16 protein-coding genes are annotated in these 16,069 nt (G+C 62.7%); 13 read left to right on the top strand and 3 right to left on the bottom strand.

What is annotated here, in order from left to right; genetic code table 11:
• Positions 1 to 129: 129 nt before the first annotated feature.
• From JQ587_RS25950 to JQ587_RS25990, 9 genes are all read left to right on the top strand, one after another.
• Positions 130 to 1,911: a GspE/PulE family protein gene (locus JQ587_RS25950; protein ID WP_212427187.1), complete on the top strand. Its 1,782-nt coding sequence runs from the start codon at positions 130 to 132 to the stop codon at positions 1,909 to 1,911.
• An 11-nt stretch (positions 1,912 to 1,922) separates the two neighbouring features.
• Entirely contained in the window at positions 1,923 to 3,170 is a 1,248-nt protein-coding gene (locus tag JQ587_RS25955; RefSeq protein WP_212427188.1) for a type II secretion system F family protein, read from the top strand.
• The gene (locus JQ587_RS25960) at positions 3,167 to 3,604 is read left to right on the top strand and encodes a GspH/FimT family pseudopilin (protein ID WP_212427189.1); all 438 of its coding nucleotides are present in this window, start codon (positions 3,167 to 3,169) and stop codon (positions 3,602 to 3,604) included. The genes JQ587_RS25955 and JQ587_RS25960 overlap by 4 nt, the downstream gene beginning before the upstream one ends.
• Positions 3,604 to 4,050 (top strand): type IV pilus modification PilV family protein, encoded by a 447-nt coding sequence (locus tag JQ587_RS25965; protein ID WP_283815690.1) that lies wholly within the window; start codon positions 3,604 to 3,606, stop codon positions 4,048 to 4,050. Before JQ587_RS25960 ends, JQ587_RS25965 begins: the two co-directional genes overlap by 1 nt.
• Positions 4,047 to 4,694 (top strand): prepilin-type N-terminal cleavage/methylation domain-containing protein, encoded by a 648-nt coding sequence (locus JQ587_RS25970; protein ID WP_283815691.1) that lies wholly within the window; start codon positions 4,047 to 4,049, stop codon positions 4,692 to 4,694. Before JQ587_RS25965 ends, JQ587_RS25970 begins: the two co-directional genes overlap by 4 nt.
• Positions 4,695 to 4,777: 83 nt before the next feature.
• Complete coding sequence (locus JQ587_RS25975; protein WP_212427192.1) at positions 4,778 to 5,893, top strand: PilN domain-containing protein; 1,116 nt, start codon at positions 4,778 to 4,780, stop codon at positions 5,891 to 5,893.
• On the top strand, positions 5,890 to 6,489 hold the full coding sequence (gene gspM / locus JQ587_RS25980) for a type II secretion system protein GspM (protein WP_212427193.1): 600 nt from the start codon (positions 5,890 to 5,892) through the stop codon (positions 6,487 to 6,489). Before JQ587_RS25975 ends, gspM begins: the two co-directional genes overlap by 4 nt.
• Positions 6,486 to 7,100, top strand: a complete 615-nt coding sequence (locus tag JQ587_RS25985) for a hypothetical protein (protein ID WP_212427194.1) — start codon at positions 6,486 to 6,488, stop codon at positions 7,098 to 7,100. Before gspM ends, JQ587_RS25985 begins: the two co-directional genes overlap by 4 nt.
• Complete coding sequence (locus tag JQ587_RS25990; RefSeq protein ID WP_212427195.1) at positions 7,097 to 7,726, top strand: prepilin peptidase; 630 nt, start codon at positions 7,097 to 7,099, stop codon at positions 7,724 to 7,726. The genes JQ587_RS25985 and JQ587_RS25990 overlap by 4 nt, the downstream gene beginning before the upstream one ends.
• A gap of 30 nt (positions 7,727 to 7,756) precedes the next feature.
• On the opposite strand, the gene JQ587_RS25995 is transcribed toward JQ587_RS25990, so the two are convergent.
• Positions 7,757 to 8,197 (bottom strand): VanZ family protein, encoded by a 441-nt coding sequence (locus tag JQ587_RS25995; protein WP_249154521.1) that lies wholly within the window; start codon positions 8,195 to 8,197, stop codon positions 7,757 to 7,759.
• A gap of 176 nt (positions 8,198 to 8,373) precedes the next feature.
• Here JQ587_RS25995 and JQ587_RS26000 point away from each other — a divergent pair, with 176 nt between their 5' ends.
• From JQ587_RS26000 to JQ587_RS26010, 3 genes are all read left to right on the top strand, one after another.
• Positions 8,374 to 8,730 (top strand): hypothetical protein, encoded by a 357-nt coding sequence (locus JQ587_RS26000; RefSeq protein ID WP_212427196.1) that lies wholly within the window; start codon positions 8,374 to 8,376, stop codon positions 8,728 to 8,730.
• Positions 8,731 to 9,442: 712 nt separating this feature from the next.
• A complete protein-coding gene (gene gspG / locus JQ587_RS26005; RefSeq protein WP_283815692.1) occupies positions 9,443 to 9,859 on the top strand; it encodes a type II secretion system major pseudopilin GspG in 417 nt (138 codons plus the stop codon).
• A gap of 677 nt (positions 9,860 to 10,536) precedes the next feature.
• Positions 10,537 to 10,842 carry a hypothetical protein gene (locus JQ587_RS26010; protein ID WP_212298109.1) on the top strand — a complete coding sequence of 102 codons (306 nt, stop codon included), beginning with the start codon at positions 10,537 to 10,539 and terminating at the stop codon, positions 10,840 to 10,842.
• A 15-nt stretch (positions 10,843 to 10,857) separates the two neighbouring features.
• On the opposite strand, the gene JQ587_RS26015 is transcribed toward JQ587_RS26010, so the two are convergent.
• Together JQ587_RS26015 and JQ587_RS26020 are read right to left on the bottom strand one after the other, a co-directional pair.
• Positions 10,858 to 13,962 carry an efflux RND transporter permease subunit gene (locus tag JQ587_RS26015; RefSeq protein WP_212427197.1) on the bottom strand — a complete coding sequence of 1,035 codons (3,105 nt, stop codon included), beginning with the start codon at positions 13,960 to 13,962 and terminating at the stop codon, positions 10,858 to 10,860.
• Between the two features lie 33 nt (positions 13,963 to 13,995).
• Positions 13,996 to 14,988 (bottom strand): glycosyltransferase family 2 protein, encoded by a 993-nt coding sequence (locus JQ587_RS26020; RefSeq protein ID WP_212427198.1) that lies wholly within the window; start codon positions 14,986 to 14,988, stop codon positions 13,996 to 13,998.
• Between the two features lie 199 nt (positions 14,989 to 15,187).
• Here JQ587_RS26020 and JQ587_RS26025 point away from each other — a divergent pair, with 199 nt between their 5' ends.
• Positions 15,188 to 15,991 (top strand): 2OG-Fe(II) oxygenase, encoded by an 804-nt coding sequence (locus JQ587_RS26025; RefSeq protein ID WP_249154522.1) that lies wholly within the window; start codon positions 15,188 to 15,190, stop codon positions 15,989 to 15,991.
• Positions 15,992 to 16,069: the final 78 nt, after the last annotated feature.

Consider the following 16,069-nt stretch of genomic DNA (forward strand, 5'->3'; position numbering starts at 1 on the left):
ATCGGCCTCGTTCGCGCATCGATTGCGAGTTCGTAAATGAAAATGGCAAATAAAGTATGAAAAGCCTTAATTAACAAAATCGTTCTAGCGTGAAAGTCCATATTTTGATGCCAGGATTTTCGAGAGCCGATGCCCGCCGATCTACAGACGTTGACACGCGAGGATCCGCCGGCGGCGGGCGTGGTCAAGGTGCTGTCGCCGAAGGAGGACGGATACGCCGACGCGTTCGCCGGGCTTCTGGTGCGCGAGGGTCTCGTCGACGCCGGCGCAGTTGCGAGGGCCAGGCGTGCTTCGGAAGCCGCGTCCGAACGTCTGGACATCGTCATGGTGAAGCTGGGTCTGCTCTCGGAGGCGGATCTCTGCGGCGCGTATGCCGCCTATTGCGGGCTCAAGGTCGTACGATCGTCCGACGTTCCGTCGCAACCGGTGTTGCCCGAGCGGCTGAAGCTGCCGTTCCTCAAAGCGAGCCGCACCTTGCCGATATCGGCGTCCGCCGGCGTGCTGCTGCTCGCGACAGTCGATCCGTTCGACGAAGAGGCCCACAGAGCGATCGGCTACATGCTCGGCTGCAAGGTCGAACTCGCGGTGATTGCCCCCGCGGACATCGAACGTGCATTTCGCAAGCTCTACCAAGATACGGGCGTCCCGTCGACCGGTGACGATCAGGGAATGATCGCCGTCGGCGCGACCGACGGGAACGAGATGGACGTCGAGCGCCTGCGCGACATCGCCAATGAAGCGCCGATCATTCGCCTGGTGAATCAGATTATCGCAGGCGCAGTCGAGCGCGGCGCGTCCGACGTTCACATCGAGCCGGGGCGAGACACGGTTCTGGTCCGGTTCAGGCTTGATGGATTTCTCCAGCAGGAACGCGTCGTGCCCTCGACGCTCAAGGCCGCGCTGACGACACGCATCAAGATCATGGCCAAGCTCGACATTGCCGAGCGTCGTCTGCCGCAGGACGGGCGCATCAAGACCGCCGTCCGCGGGACCGAGATAGACGTGCGCGTGTCAACTTTGCCGACGGCGTTCGGCGAGAGCCTTGTCCTGCGAATTCTCGACCGCACCAGGGTCGAGCTCGACTTTTCCAAGCTCGGCCTCGATCAGGACATTCAGGCCGGATTGCACCAGCTCATGTCGTTGCCGAGCGGCATCATCCTGGTGACGGGCCCGACGGGAAGTGGCAAGACGACGACGCTCTATACGGCGTTGAAGGAGCTCAATCGTCCGGAATTGAAGCTCTTCACCGTCGAGGATCCGATCGAATATCAGCTCGCTGGTATCAACCAGATCCAGGTTCAGCCGCAGATTGGTCTGGACTTCCCGGCAGCGCTCCGCTCGATCCTGCGCCAGGATCCGGATATCATCATGGTTGGCGAAATTCGTGACCTGGAGACGGCGCGGATCGCCGTCCAGGCGTCGCTGACAGGACACCTGGTCTTCTCGACGCTTCACACCAACAGCGCCATCGCTGCCATCACACGCCTGATGGACATCGGCATCGAACGCTATCTGCTGGCGTCGACGCTCACCGGCGTGATGGCTCAGCGTCTCGTGCGCAGACTATGTCCGCACTGCGCGCGCCCGGCCGCCTATCGCGCCGAGGCCACGTCACGCTTGAAATGGCCTGTTCCGGAAGGTCTTGCGATCGACTGGGCGGGTGCGCGTGAAGCCGTTGGCTGTGACGCTTGTCATGGCACCGGCTATCTCGGGCGAACCAGCGTTGCAGAGCTCCTTGTCATCGATGACGAGATGCGGGAGGCCGTCGGCAGGCGGAATGATGATCGACGGACCATGATCGCCCTCGCGCGACATGCAGGCTTCCACACCCTCTATGAGGCCGGCCTCATCAAAGTCTCACGGGGCGAGACCACGATTGAGGAAGTGCTCAGGGTTTCGCGATCTGGTTAGGAGAGCATCGCGTGTCCACGTTCCAGTACCGCGCTTATACCAGGCAAGGCATCGTTACGTCGGGCACGATCGTCGCCGAAGAACTCGACGCGGCCGTCGAGGCGCTCTATGGCTCTGGCCTGACGCCGGTGGAGACGGTGCTTTGCGCCGATCATGATCCACCGTCGTCCGCTCGCCCGATCGAACGGAGTGCTCTTGGCCTGCGCGGGCAGGGGTCCGGGCGCGTCGGACTAAAGGAATTGTCGTCATTCACGACCGAGCTTGCGTCACTCGTGAGCTCCGGCGTTCCCGTCGATGCGTCCTTTCGAGTGCTCGCTGGCGCCGGCGCATCACCCAGGCGGATCGCACTCGCGAACGGACTGCTCAAGGATATTCTGGCCGGTCTGCAACTGTCCGAGGCCATGGGGCGAAGGCCTGAGGTTTTTCCGCCTGATTACGTTGCGATCCTGGCCGGCGGCGAAGCTGGTGGCCAAACGGCGCAGGCGCTCACTCTGCTGGGCGAGATGCTGGCCCGGCGGGTCGAGATCAGAAACAAGATTCGCGGATCTCTGGTCTATCCCGCGATTCTGCTGATGATGTCGTTGATGTCGATTGCCGTGATCGTCTTCGTGCTGATTCCGAATCTCACGCCCATCTTTTCCGATGCGGGCCTGCCTCTGCCCGGCATCCTGGCGGTGCTTGCCGACCTGCCGGACAATTGGCCCAAGCTTCTGCTTTGGAGCGCGCTTGGAATTGTCGTCGGTAGGATGGCCTATCGCAGAATGGTCAGCGACGAAACGATGATGAAGCGGCTCGATCATCTCAAATGTCGCCTGCCCGTCATCGGCGCTCTGGTTCAGCGGCGTGAGGCGAGCCAGTTTGCGCGCTCGGCCGGCAGCCTTCTCGAGGCCCGGGTGCCGCTCATGAGCGCATTGCAGACGGCCCGCTCGTTGGTGAGCAATCGATATTTGAGTGCTCGCTACAGCGAGGCCATCAGCCGGGTCCCCGAGGGCAGGGCGCTGAATCAAGTGCTCGAAGGCCTGGGGTTGATTCCTCCCGCAATGATACGCCTCATCGCGGTCGGCGAAGAGACGGGACAGCTCGCAAAGATGCTTGTCCGCGTCGCTTCCAACCTGGAAACCGAGGTTCAGAGCAAGATCGAGCAGCTCGTCGGGCTGCTTACCCCGTTGCTGACCGTCGGGATCGGCGGCCTTGTCGGCACCTTGATCCTGCAGGTGATGAGCGCCGTCCTGTCCATCAACAATCTGGCCTATCAATGAGGCGGATCGTTTCAACGTCCGGGGGCTTCTCGCTGATCGAGACGCTCGTCGTTCTTTCGATCATGGCGCTGGTCTCGGCCGCGGTCCTGGCGGCCAAGCCGAGAACGGCGGCCGCACGGATCAATGCCGAAGCCCGCTCGATAGCGGCGAGCCTCCAACTCGCTCGCAGCCGGGCCCGAGCCCGCAATGCTGAAATCGTCGTCGGCGTCGATACCCAGAACAGGCGCTTCGGAACCGTGGACGCCATGCGTCGGTTGCCTGTCGGCATGGAAGTGTCCTTGACTGTCGCGGCAACTGAGCGGCATGGCGCAGTCGGCGGCGTGCGGTTCTATCCGGATGGTGGTTCGAGCGGCGGAGAAATCTTGCTCACCTATCGGGGACGCACGGAGCGTGTCGTCGTCAACTGGTTTACCGGCGATGCGAGGATCGAGTGATGCCGGCTCGCGCTTCGAGATGCAGATCGTCGGCTGTTGGCAGCCGTCTCACGGCCCAACGCGGCTTCACCTTGATCGAGGTGCTGATCGCCTTCGTCGTGCTTGCCATCGGCCTCGGCACCCTCGCGGTTGGAATTACGACCGCTTTGCGAACCGATGCCAAGGTGCACAACAAGCATATTCTCGACCAGATTGCTGAATCCAGGCTCGAGGCGGCCGGCCGGAGCGGCCCGTTGAAGAGCGGTCGCCGCGAAGGACGCATCGGGCGATATCGCTGGCGCGAGGTCGTGACCACTGTCCAGTTCGGAAAAGCCACGACGCAGGATGGAGCGGCTTCTCCGGGCAACATGGTCGTGCCGTCGTGGGTCGAGATCGTCGTGCAGGACGAGGCCGGGTTGGAGACGAAGCTGGCTGCGCTCAAGCTTGCCCCGGGAGCTGCACAATGAGGGGATATGGGCAGCCTCGGAGGCTTCACAGGATCTGTCGTCGCGAGTCCGAGCGCGGGCTCACCTTGATCGAGCTTCTGGTGTCTCTCGCAATCTTGACGGTTCTGACGAGCTTTATCGTCGGCGGATTGTCCACCGCGATCCGCGCATTTGGTGCAGATCGCCGCAACAGCGTCGAAGCGGCGACCAATGCCGCCGGGGAGAGCCTCCGCAGCTTGATCGCCTCGGCCGTGCCCGCGGCCAATGCGCTGCAGGCTGGCAGCTTGTTGTTTGATGGGCAACGTGAAGAACTACGCTTCGTGGCTTTGAGCGAGGGGCGCACCTTGCGAGGTGGCCCGCAGGAGATCCGTATTCGTCGGCGGAATGATGAGTTGGTTGTCGAAGTCTTCGGATCGTTGCGAGAAAGCGAAGCTCGCAAATCGCCGGTTTCCTCGACTACCATTGTGATGGGCTTGCGCGACATACGCTTCCGCTATTTTGGAGTGGCCGGCTCGAAGGGCGAGGCGGTCTGGCGCGATGACTGGATCAAGGCGGGGCGATTGCCTGCGCTGATCGAGATTGGCTTCAATTTCAGGGAGGCGGAGCGCAATGGTCCCGCGGTCGTCGTGGCGCTTCGCAATGAAGGGGCGCCCGGCGGCTCCTAAGCCACGGCCGGGGTTACGCCTCGTAAACAATTGGTAAATATATTGGTCGGATCGATGTTCGGATTTGCAGGGAAAATGGACCGATGACCGACGTCTCGGTGACAAGACTGCAGGCCCCGCGTGCACTTGCGGAGGGGTGGCAAAAGTTCACGCGCTGGTGGATGAATGAGCTGCGTGAGTGTTCGCCAAAGACCTGGCATCGCGTCTTGCAGGCTCGGGTCGAAACGCGGCTATTCATCTGGGCGGACCGCGATGCCGTCGTCTGTCATTTGGTTGCTGCGTCGGGCGATCGGGAACGCCGCTTTCTAGCGGGGCATCTGAACCGTGCGCTGGTCGATGATTGGCTTGCGGAATGCGGATGCGAGCGCGATGCCGTGCGGGTCGGCGTCGCCTTGGAATCCTGTCTCTTCTTTCAGCGCGGGTTCAGGCTGCCGCGATCAGAGCTCGACGCGCTGAATCGGATTCTCGCGCAAGAGGTCGTTCATCGCACGCCTTTCCAGCTCGCCGACATCTGGCATGGTGTAACGCCGGACGCGCCGTCGAATGACGGTGTAGCGGGCTTTCGGCACTGGATCATTCCGAAGGATCGGGCCGCGACCGAGATCGCCCGGTTGGGCTTGCAAGTGCCGGAGATCGATTTCATTGCGGTCACGCCGGCGACTGGTGCGCCCATCGCTGTGGTGACGCTGGGGGAAAGCCGGCAGGATGATCCGCCCTGGGTATTGCGGACAACCCGCATCCTTGCAGTCGCTCTGTTGATTGCCACGATGGCTGGATTGCTCGGATTCGAGTGGTGGCAGTCAAGTCGAGCGGCGGGACTCGAGGACGAACTCTTCGAAGCAAAGCAGGGCGTTCAACTGGGACAACAGGAAGCGGGATCGCCCGCTCGCCTTGTGGCGCTCAAGGCCGTGCCGGGCAGCCTGGCGGCTTGGGACGAGTTGTCTCGCGTCATTCCGGACCATACGTTCCTGATCGAGGTCCGGATTGCCGCGGGAACCATCACGTTGTCGGGTGTGTCGTCCGATGCCGCCCGACTCGTGCGAACTCTGGATGGCTCCCGCCTTTTCACAGGTGCAACCCTGGTGGGGCCGATCACACCTGACGCGACCGAGCGGCGGGACCGGTTTCGCATGAGCCTGAAACTGCGGAAGGGTGGTGCAGGCCGTGTTTCCAAGCCGGCGGAAAGGCCTGAATCATGACGGGCGCGCTTCTCCGGCGGCGGCTGATCTTCTTCGGGCTGAATGGCGCGATCGCGCTGGCGGTCTGCCTTGCGATCCTCGCGCCAATCGCTGCTCACTTCGCCGAGCGCAATGACGACATATTGGATAGCGCAGCGCAGCTGGCGCAGATCCGGCGCATCACGGAAGACGCGGCCAAGCTCGCCAAGACTTCGACATCGGATATTGACCCGTATCTGCCGGGAGCCGAGGAGCGCGTTGCGAGCGCCGACCTTCAGGCCAACCTCCAAGCCCTGGCTGGCGCCAAGGGATTGGCGGTCCAGGCCGTTCGCGGTCTGCCGGGCCGCCAGGCGGGACAATGGCGAGCCGTCCCGGTCGGGCTGGAGGTCGAGGGGGCGGCCGCTGCTGTGCGGGAGCTGGTCGCCGCGATCGAGACCCAGACGCCGTTCCTGTTCATCACAGACTTGTCGCTGCGAACACTCGCCGACGGAGACGATAGTCGTATGCGCGCGAGCCTGACGGTCGAAGGAGCACTGCGCAGCCCGCCTGCGTCGTCTGCCGGACCGTTGTTGAGCGAGAACCGGCCCGGCGGCGATGCGAAGGCAACCAACCGATGACCGAGTTGGCATCCCAACACGATCGGTGGCGGCAGGCCATCCAAAGGTCGCGTATCGAGCTTACGACCGCGGGCTTTCGCTCGCTCGTGCGCAGCCAAATTCCCAGCCGGCGAGAGCTGAAGTCCGTGGCGCCTCTCAAGCGGGGTTTGTTGCTTGGTCTTGCCGCGCTGACGGCGCTCGCGGTCATCACTCCCATCGTGGCCATCGTGTCATTGGAGCTCGCGATCGCCAGCCAGTCCGCGTCGGGAGGTGGCAGTCGAGCCCCAATGGGTCGGGAGAGCCGAGGTGCCGGGAGCTACGAGAATATCCTGCAGCATCCGTTGTTTTCCCGGAACCGCCAGCTCCTGGCTGTTGCCGCGCCTCCCGTCGTTGTCGATGCGCCAGCGTCATCGGCACGGGCGATGCTCGACCCCAGCGTCGCGCTCAGGGGCGTCTTCATGAATGGCGGGCGAGCCAAGGCGTTCCTGACCTCATCGGACCACCCGGTAGGGGTCTGGATCGCAATGAATGAGCAATGGTCGGGGTGGCGGCTCTCCGAGGTGAGGCCGAACGAGGTCGTGCTCGAGGCCGACGGTGAACGGCAGACCCTGCCGCTGACCGTCCTGAAATGATCGCGGAGCTGCGCAAAACGGCGACGCGCACCGGCCACTACCTGACGCGCTCTCTGGTTTGCCGCGAGCCCTACCGGGACCAGGTGTTTGTTGTCTGGCTCCTGGTCTTCGGATTGTTCTGGATCCTACTGAGCGGCCAAATCGACCAGAGGTGGATCGCCTATTTCTCGCTGAGCGTTGCGCTCGCCACCCTCCTGGCGGCAATCTGCGCAATTGACGCGCGGTTCGGCATCATTCCTGACAAGCTTGTCGCCGCGACGGCTGCAAGCGGCCTGCTGGCGGTCTGGCTTCTGGAGCCGGACGAGCTCACGTACCGCATCGCGGAAGTCGTCATCGTGGGAATCGCGATGGCCGCTTTTCGTGCGATCTATCGTTGGGTTCGCGGCTATGATGGGCTTGGCTTTGGTGACGTGAAATTTCTTGCAGCCGCTACGTTCTGGATCGGCCTTCGCTCGCTTCCAGCCTTGCTTCTGATCGCAGTCGTCTCGGCGCTCGCCAGTGCCTTTCTGCTCAAGTCGGCGCGCTATGAGGTCGATGGCCGGCATGCCATTCCGTTCGGCCCTCATCTCGCTGTCGGGCTGTGGCTGGCGTGGGTGTTCGATCCGATGAGCTTCGTGCTGGGATAGGCGCGCAATCGTCGGACGCGTGCTCCAGCCTCACGCGTCCTTCCTGGTCGCTAGAATGAACTGGGCGAGCCTGACCGCGGCAATGCCCACGCAGCCGGCGACGATCTTCTCGGATGCGTCGAACACGGTGCCGTGGCGATCGGGGGTCAGCGTCTGAAGAAACTCGAAGATGACGGCGCTTCCGATCACGATCGCGCACACCATAAGCGTGCGCCGAGGGTAGGCCAATGCAAACAGGCTACCGAGTGTCAGGAAGGCGACGGCGTGCTCCAGATGCCCCCACGTCGAGACGTCCACCCCGAAAAGGAACGGTTTGATCCTGCTGTAGATGAAATAGATGAATTCCACCTTTGTCAGCGTGGCATAACCAATCAGAGACACCGCGGCCCAGGCGGCAATGGCAAACGCGGTTGTGACAGTCGATCTATTCATTCCCCGCTTATGCAGAGCAAAGCGCGAAGCGTCCATCATTTTCGTGGTGAGATCCCTTCCGAAGGCAATGCTCCCAGCGTTAACCAGCCTCAATTGATCTCGGCGCGCTCGAAAGCTTAACCACGTCTCGGGCGAGCAGTACTCGCTGCGGCCGAGAGTAGGATAGACTGGTTATTGTCGCGCCAAAGGGGAGGGCGAACGGAGCGAGGAGATCGATGAAAGCCACGACGTTTACTGGAGCCGCTGTCGCGATTGTCGCGATGCTCGCTCCTTCCCTTGTTGAAGCAAGCGACGGGGCGAGACTCTATCGCAGGCCGCACTGGCGCAGCGCGTACGGTTATGATCGGATTGCACCCCCTGTGGCGACCGTGGTGACGCCGGACCTCTCCTATCCCGTCCCGGGTTACGTTTTCAGCAGGCTGGATGACAGTTACGAATATCCGTTCGGCTACGGCGAGTATGCGATTTATGGAAGATGGGCGCGCGATGCCTATGGCCGCCCGGATGTGACGCGCTGTCGCCTGGTTTGGCTCGACGGTTCGCGATGGCGCAGCCTCAATCGCTGCTACTGACGCCAAGTCTTTTACTGACGCCAAGTCTTTTACTGAAGCCAGGTCTCTTCCTGAAGCCAGGTCTCTGCGCCGAAGGATTGGGGGCGGTCTGCGCTTTGGCCGAAGATCGCAAGGAGAAGCGTCTCCGGACTCGGTCAAAGGCGTGCGTGAGCAATCTCACTTGCCGTTCGCGCGCGCCCTCTTGCTGCCGCTGCGCCTGGGCCTCCTCGTTCGCGCGGTGGAGCTTTCCTTCCGCACGGCTTCGCGAAGCGCAAGAACCTCGGCGTAGCGCAAGATCAACGATTGCTCGATCGGGTCGCGTGCAATGTTCTTGGATACATTGATGCGCTGCAAGTTGGATTCTCCCGCAAACGTCTAACGAACTGCTGGTTTTTCGATCTATGGCGCGCAGCTATAGGAGCGGGCGGATTTCGGTACAAACAAACTCGCCGGTTAAGCTTGACGGCCGATTCGTTGCGCCCATGCGTGCGTTAACTTGCCGAAAAGCTTAATGCCTGGCTCTCATGCGGCTATGCATTCTTGCCGTTTTGCTACCCCCATATTCAGACTGGCTCGAAGTCGCCGGTTCCATTAACCCCGTAAACACGAGCCGTGATGAGGATACCCCGAAATACAAGGATACTCGTTTGGGGGCTTCATGACCGTCGACAGAGAAAGATCTTCGGCGCCGCAGCGCGTCGGGAAGCTTCGTCTTAGCAAGCGTCGGCCAGGGATGGCCGGGTATACGTTGCTTGAGTTGCTCGTCGTGATGGGCATCCTCGCCGCGCTGACCGCCATGGCGACGCCGCAAGTGATGGGCTATTTCGGAAAGGCGAAGACGCAATCCGCTCAGCTTCAGATCGAGAACATCAACACGGCGCTCGAGATGTACTATGTCGAGAATGGCTCCTATCCGAGCTCGAGCGCTGGACTGAGGGCTCTGGTCGAAGCGACGCCGGAAGCGCCTCGCTGGAACGGCCCCTATTTGAAGAACGCGAAGACTTTGCTCGATCCGTGGGGACGGCCGTATCAGTACTCCGTCTCGGAGCAGGGCGAATACAATGTCTACTCGCTCGGGCCGACCGGCAGGGGGGCGAAGAAGCCGACCTCCGCAGCGAACGCGAACCGCGCCTGGGCAGACAACGGGTGAAACGACGGAGTTGAGCCGACGCTCCTCGGTTCGCTGCGACCGGAGTTCACGATAGTCTTTCTTCCGATGCCCGGCTGAATTGACGGCTGCCGCGCAGTCGTTAGACTTGGCTTTTTACATGAGATTACACCCATGTCCTTTTTGCGTTCTGGTGGTGTGCGCCTCAAGCCGAAGCTGACCCTCAAGTCTCTTTCCGAACTTTCGCGATTGCGGGCGCCGGCAAGCGATGGGACTACGGGCGACCGGAGCGGGGGCGATCATGCGGTCTTGGCCCAGAGAGTTGTCTGTGCGATGCGAAGGGGCGACGACAAAAAGACTCGCGAGCAGGACTGATCGGCATTCATGCTGACGTTGAGTGCCGGCCTATTTGGTCTGTTTCAAATGATCGTGTCGCTGAGCTGCGATGGCATCGGCTCGTGCTTGTTCGAGTTCTAGCTCCCGCCTCAGCCTGAGCACTTCTTCGCGCATGCGACTGAGCGCCGCCGTTGGCGATAAACTCGTTGAAGGCTTGGATTGCTTCTTGCCCATAAGGAACCAATAGTGAGGTTCGCAGCGCGGGCAACTGGACTTGGAATTTAACCTAACCGGTCAACCTTACCGCGCGCTCTGGTCAAATCGGCGGTCAGGACAAGCCGCGCTTTCTCGCTGACGTCCTCCAATCGTTTGGCTAATTTCAGATGGTGTACTGGGCCCTCGCACTCGTAGCGCTCGCCTGCAATCCCGGAGATCGGCTGATCGATCTCAGCGGCAAGATCCCTCGTGCCATCAAGACGATCGATTTGCTGATTTCGGTCGAACCGTTCTACACGCGGCTTTACGTCTACCAGCCGGGATTTCCCGACAGCACCCAGAGCTGCTGCCGCAACCAGCCGAGCTCGGTCCTCAAGCTCCCCGTCATCGATGGACGATTCTGCGTCAGGCAGAGCCAGCCGCAGATGAAATGGAAGTTGCAGATCATCGGCCGGCCCGACGACGCAGCCTAGGTCCGCCGCGCCGGGTCATTCCGCCGGGACAACGTTCGCCTCCGGTGCGCGCGACCGGCGCAGGCGGTCGATCAGCAGATAGATCACGGGCGTGGTGTAGAGCGTCAGGATTTGCGAGACGAACAGGCCGCCGATGATGGTGATACCGAGCGGGCGGCGCAGCTCCGTGCCCGGGCCGGTCGCGATGACCAGGGGAATGCCGGCAAACAAGGCGGCCATCGTCGTCATCAGGATCGGGCGGAAGCGCGCCTGGCAGGCCTCGAAAATGGCTTCGGCCGAGGACAGGCCCCGCTGGCGCTCGGCATCGAGCGCGAAGTCGACCATCATGATGCCGTTCTTCTTGACGATGCCGATCAGCAGGATGATGCCGACGAAGGCGATCACGGTCAGCGGCGTGTTGGTGATCTGCAGCGCGAGCAGCGCACCTAGCCCGGCCGAGGGCAGCGTCGAGATGATGGTGAGGGGGTGAGCGAGGCTCTCGTAGAGAACGCCCAGCACGATATACATCGCCACCAGCGCGCCAAGGATCAAGAGCGGCTGGCGGCTGTTGGTCCGGGCGAAATCGCCGGCATTGCCGTCGAAGCTGCCGCGGATGCCTTCGGGCATGTGCAATTCGTCGACCGCGCGCTGGATGTTCTGTGTACCGGTCTGCAGCTGCACGTCGGGCAGCAGGTTGAACGACACCGTGGTCGAGGGAAACGACTGCGAGTGATAGACCGCGAGCGCGGCCAGCCCGCGACTCGCGTGCACCACGGCCGACAGCGGCACCTGCGTATCGTTCGCCCCGCGGACGAAGACGCGGTCGAGATTGGACGGATCGACCTGGAATTTCGGATCGATCTCCAGCACGATCATGTATTGGTTGCGCTGGGTGTAGATGATCGAGATCTGCCGCTGCGAGAACGCGTTGTTCAGCGCGTTGTCGATGTCCTGGACGCGGACGCCGAGGATCGAGGCCTTCTGGCGGTCGATCGAGAGCGTCAGCTGCAATCCGTTCGGATCGCGGTCGCTGGAGACGTCGGTGATGCCCTCGACCGTCTCCATGCGCTTGGCGACGATCGGCGCCCATTGCTGCAGCAGGCCGAGATCGGCGCTGGTGAGCGTGTATTGGTAGTTGGAATCGCTCTGCCGGCCGCCGGCGCGGACGTCCTGCGCGGCGAACATGAACAGGCGGATGCCCGCAACCGGATAGAGCGCGCGGCGCAGGCGGTCGATGACGATCTCGGTCGAGACGTGGCCGCGCTGCTCCGGCGGCTTCAGGTTGATGAACATGACGCCGCGGTTGGCGCCCTGTCCGCCGACGCCGCCGCCGCTTCCGACGACCGAGCCGAGGCCGGCCACCGCGGGATCGGCGAGAACGATGTCGGCGAGGCGTTGCTGCAGGCCCAGCATCGACTGGAACGAGGTGTCGGCGGAGGCGCGGGTGGCGCCGATGACGAAGCCGGAATCATCCGTCGGGAAATAGCCCTTCGGCACCTTGATGTAGAGCGTGACGGTGAGCGCAATGGTCGCGAAGAACACCAGCAGCGTCAGCAGCGGGAATTCCAGCGCGGCGCGCAAGGTGCTCGCATAGAACGCAACGATGCGCGACAGCGAGCCTTCGATCAGGCGGTCGAACAGCGTGGCGGATCCCGACGTGGCCTGGCGGACGTAATGGGCGCAGATCATCGGCGTCACCGTCAGCGACACCAGGGTCGAGACCACGATCGCGAAGGTCAGCGTCAGCGAGAATTCGCGCAGCAGGCGGCCGACGATGCCGTCCATGAAGATCAGCGGCGTGAAGGCGGCGATCAGCGACAGGCTGATCGAGACCACGGTGAAGCCGATCTGCCGCGCGCCCAGCTCGGCCGCCTGGAACGGCGGCATGCCGCGCTCGAGATTGCGGTACATGTTCTCGATCATGACGATGGCGTCGTCGACCACGAAGCCGACCGAGATGGCGAGCGCCATCAGCGACAGATTGTCGATCGAGAAGCCGGCGACCCACATCCCGGCGCAGGTCCCGGCCAGCGCCAGCGGCACCGAGATGCCGGCGGCGATGGTCGGCGTCGCCCGGCGCAGGAACACGAACACGACGAGCATGACGAGGAACGCGGTTGCGAGCAGCGTCCACTGCATGTCGGTGACGCTGGCGCGGATGGTGCCGGTGCGGTCGACCAGCGTGGAGATGTCGACGCCGGCGGGGATCCACTGCTTCAGTTCGGGGATCAGCGCCTTGACGCCGTCGACGGTGTCGATGACGTTGGCATCGCCCTGCTTGCGGATCTCGATCAGCACCGCGGGCTGCTTGTTGAACCAGGCGACCGAGCGCACGTTCTTCACGGAATCCTCGATGTCGGCGACATCGGACAGCCGCACGAAATTGCCCTTGGAGCTCTTGATGAGGATGTCGCGAAACTCTCTTGCCGTGCGCATCTGGCGGTTCAGCGACAGCGTCTCGCTCTGGCGCTCGCCGTTGAAGATGCCGACCGGGCCGAGCGGGTTGGCGTTGATGATGGCGGTCCGCACCGCGTCGGTCGAGATCCCCGCATTCGACAGCGCCACCGGGTTGAGCTGGATCCGCACCGCCGGCTGGTCGGCGCCGGAGACCGTGACGTTGCCGACGCCCGGCACCTGCGCGATGCGCTGCAGCAGCACGGTGTCGGCGACATCGTAGAGCGCCGCGGTCGAGAGCGTCTTGGAGGTGAGGGCGAGCACGTAGACCGGCGCGCCGGAGGTGTTGGCCTTGCCGAAGCGCGGCAGCGAGGGCAGGTCGCCCGGCAGGTCGGGCAGCGCGGCGTTGATGGCGGCCTGGACGTCCCTGGCGGCGCGATCGAGGCTGCGGCCGATGTCGAATTGCAAGAGCACGCTGCTCAGCCCGAGCGTGCTGGTCGAGGTGATCTGGTTGACGCCGGCGATCTCGCCGAGCCGCCGCTCCAGCGGCGCCGCCACGGTTGCCGCCATGATCGAGGGATCGGCGCCCGGGCGGAACGCGTAGACGTAGATGACCGGGAAGTCGACGTTCGGCACCGAGGCGACCGGCAGGAAGCGGTAGGCCACGATGCCGAGCAGCATCAGCCCGACCGAGAGCAGCGTGGTGCCGACGGGCCTCTTGATGAACGGCTGTGAGATCGACGGCATGGTGGTTCAGCTTGTTGTGCCGCGGCCGAAAAATCAACCGCGCGGCGGCCGGCTCGCAGGCGCCTGGACGACCGGAATGCGAAAGCCGCGCGCGAACACGCTGTGGCGGAAGCAGTCGGCGAGCACGTGCGGCGCCGTCTTGTGCTTGCCGCCGCTCGCGAGGTTGCGCAAGGCGAACAGGGCGAGCCCGGCGAGCTTGCCGAAATCGGCCAGCGCCGCATAGAGCGCGCCGTGGTTCTTCAGGAAATAGCGCCGCCGCGCCTCGAGCATGTAGGCCGGCAGGCGCCGCGGCGTGTGGTTCACGCCGGTCGATTGCCCGACCAGGTGGACGACGCGGCTCGCCGGCACGTACCAGGTGGGCCAGCCCTTCCGGCCGGCGTTGAAGCAGAAATCGATGTCGTCGAAATAGGTGAAGTAGCCCTCGTCCAGGAGGCCGATGTCGGCGAACACCTGCCGCCGCACCATCATGCTCGCGCCGGCGACCCAATCGGTCGCGGCCGGTGCGTCCACCACGGGCGGCGCGACGATCCAGCGGCTCAGGAGCCGGCTGACGGGGCCGAGCCGCACCGCGCCCTCGAACTCGCTGAACGCCGACTGGAAGCGGAAGGCCGAACGCTGCGGCGTGCCGTCGGGATCCTCCAGGCGGCTGCCGGCGATGCCGATGTCCGGATGCTCGGCCATGAAGTCGGCCAGCGCCTTGATCGCCCCCGGCCGGACCACGGTGTCGGGGTTGAGCAGCAGCACGTAATCCGGCGGCTCGGCCGCGGCCAGCGCCGGCCGGATCAGCACGTTGTTGCCGCCGCAGAAGCCGAGATTGGTCTCGCTCACCAGCAGCGAGCACCAGGCGCCCCAGCCGTTCGCCTCGATCGCCTCACCGATGCGCGGCGCATCGTCGCCGCCGCTCCCGTTCTCGCACACCGAAACGCGCGTGCCGGGCACGGCGGCGATCTCGTCCCGGAGCGACCGCAGGCAGTCGATGGTGAGCCCGGCGACGCGGAAGTTAACGATGACGATCAGTAAGCGCATGAAGGAGGTGCTTTTTGAGAAATCCGGCGGGAGGCGTTGCAGATCGCGACTAATGACGGGCGTCAAGTTTAGATTTAAAGTAGAAACCCGAACCTCCGTTTTGACCATATTAGAATTAACCAATTGAACTTTTCGACCTAAAACGGCAAGGTCGATTTAATGTCCAGCCGGCATTCGGCTGATCCTGTGAGGCAACCAAATGATTGTGAATCCCTTTGACCGTGAAGCTCTTCGAGCTCAATTTAGGTCGGCCAAGCCTTTTCCATTCGTGGCGATCGAAAACTTTCTCGAGCCTTCCGCGGCCGCCGCGATTTCGGCGGCCTATCCCTCCTTCGAGGAAGCTTTGGCCAAGGGCGTGTCCTTTCAGGCCGTGAACGAACGCAAGAAAGTGCAAATCACTGATGCGACCAAGTTTCCTGCGCCCATCGCGCAGTTGAACGACGCAATTGCATCCGCTGAATTCCTTTCGGATCTTTCCTACATCACGGGCATTCCGAATCTCCTGGCTGACCCGCAACTCGTTGGGGGCGGCATGCATATGACCGGACCGGGCGGTCGCTTGGATGTTCATCTCGACTTCAACTACATGAAGGATCGGCAGCTCCATCGCCGGCTCAATTTGCTGGTCTATCTGAATCCAGAATGGAAGGAGGATTGGGGCGGCCAGATTCAGCTTTGGGACAAGGAAGTGAAGAACTGTGAGGCTTCGTTTCTCCCGAAATTCAATCGATGCGTCATTTTTGAAACGAGCGACATCAGCTATCATGGTGTGATGCCCATTTCTGCGGCAGCGCCCGGCCCAAGGATTTCTTTCGCCACGTATTACTATACCAAGGAGGCTCCGGCTCACTGGACCGGGGTTGCGCACAGCACCATCTTCAAGGCCCGGCCTGAAGAGAAGCTCCGCGGCTTGGTGCTGATGCCGGCAGAGTCGCTCAAGCGCGGTGTCGGTTCAGCAATCCGCCAGGCTCGTCGGAAAATCAAAAAACTTGTCGGCGGATAGCGTCCGGTGTGGTGGTTAATCGAACATGCTAGATGTCTGAATTTCTCCTATCCTGGGGCGTAGAAATACGGATAATCA

The organism is Bradyrhizobium manausense (genome assembly GCF_018130615.1).
GTDB classification, from domain to species: Bacteria; Pseudomonadota; Alphaproteobacteria; order Rhizobiales; family Xanthobacteraceae; genus Bradyrhizobium; species Bradyrhizobium manausense_A.